Consider the following 1,531-nt stretch of genomic DNA (forward strand, 5'->3'; position numbering starts at 1 on the left):
ATAACTTTTAGATCAAAACCCTCTCTCGGATTGCGGATGCAAAGATACTGCTTTTTATCAATTCTGCAAGTTGTTTGACTATTTTTTTTCTAATTTTATATCGTTAAAATTTCAACAATTTAAAAATAAGCAAGTTGACAAACCTTGAAATAAGAAGAAATGATAAAACAAACAGAAATAGTATCAAGAAAATATGATTACATTGAATTTACATAAATTCCCAATTAGGCTTGTATTGAAGACAAATATACCTCCATCTATTATTATCTTTACATAGTTGCTTATAGAGTGAGATACGCTGTTATCAGAGTAAAACAAATAATAATACTAATCAGTAAGTAATTTAAAATATTTATTGTCGTATTATTTCATATTTGCATTAAATTAAGTAAATTCATCTCATAATAAATATGTTATGAGATTTATCATATTATCAGAAGAAGAAAAGAATCATTTAGAATACTTACATAAAGCCAGCCTCAATTCTGTTGTTCGTAAACGTTGTTTAAGCTTGCTTTATTCGAATCAAGAACGTTCTATTAAAGAAGTGAGTGAATTAGTAAATGTTTCTCGTCGTAGCCTTGAGCGCCTTTTAATGCATGGGCATCAGTAGAAGATAAGTACCAAACCTTATCTATATCAGCCAATCGTGGAGCAAAAGTAAAACTCGAATCAGTCAAAAATCTATTACCTGATATTACCTGATCTGATAAAAGAGCATAGTCGTAACCTAAATCCTATCTTAGAGGAACTTCTATCCAAATACAATATTTCAGTCTGTAAATTTACTTTACAGAATTTCTTAAAAGACCTTGGGCTATAGATGGAGAAGAACTCGACAATCTCTCAGACCTTTTCGTAATCAGCAACTCTTCGAATCAAAAGCCAAAGAATTGGATTCGCTCATCGATTTACACAAAGAAGGGTTTATTGATTTATACTATTTATACTATGGAGATGAATCTCATTTTGGGCTTACATCGAATGTTCCTTATGCATGGCAACATAAGGATAGTCAGATACTTATTCCTTGTCGAAAATCAAATAGATTAACTGTATTTGGCTTGCTAACCATAGACTCTAAAATGGAGCACTATACGATACAAGGCTGTATAAAATCCAACGATTTGGGTAATTACCTTGATCTTTTTAATGAAGCCATAAGCAAAAAGACCGTTATTGTATTAGATAATGCTCCTATTCATAGAAGCAAATTGTTCAAATCAAAAATAATCCAATGGCAAAAACAAGATCTATATATATTTTTCTTACCTCCATATTCACCTGAATTAAATAAGATTGAAATACTTTGGAGGTTCATTAAATATAAATGGTTGCCTCTTGATGCTTTTCTTAACTTCCAAAATCTCAAAGATCACTTGAATGACATATTACATTATATCGGAGTAAAATACGTCATTAATTTTTATGGAGTACTTAAAATAATCGGATTTGATAATTTGGCATAGATTTCTAATCTTTATAAGAAACTATCTATATGGAATGCCCTCGTTGCCAATCAATATCTAAG

The 1,531-nt window shown here is 30.1% G+C and carries 2 protein-coding genes; both read left to right on the forward strand.

Annotated elements, in window-relative coordinates:
• The first annotated feature begins 415 nt into the window (after window positions 1-415).
• On the forward strand, window positions 416-613 hold the full coding sequence (locus tag JGH11_RS19975) for a hypothetical protein (RefSeq protein WP_201114733.1): 198 nt from the start codon (window positions 416-418) through the stop codon (window positions 611-613).
• 199 nt (window positions 614-812) lie between these two features.
• Window positions 813-1,469 (forward strand): IS630 family transposase, encoded by a 657-nt coding sequence (locus JGH11_RS19980; protein ID WP_236264271.1) that lies wholly within the window; start codon window positions 813-815, stop codon window positions 1,467-1,469.
• The last annotated feature ends 62 nt before the right edge of the window (window positions 1,470-1,531 follow it).

Origin of the sequence: Dysgonomonas sp. Marseille-P4677 (assembly GCF_016652235.1) — a bacterium.
In the GTDB taxonomy this organism is placed as follows: domain Bacteria; phylum Bacteroidota; class Bacteroidia; order Bacteroidales; family Dysgonomonadaceae; genus Dysgonomonas.

Excerpts from the sequence above, each read along its gene's own strand:
- JGH11_RS19975 (WP_201114733.1), top strand. The coding sequence starts at position 416 with ATGAGATTTATCATATTATCAGAAGAAGAAAAGAATCATTTAGAATAC.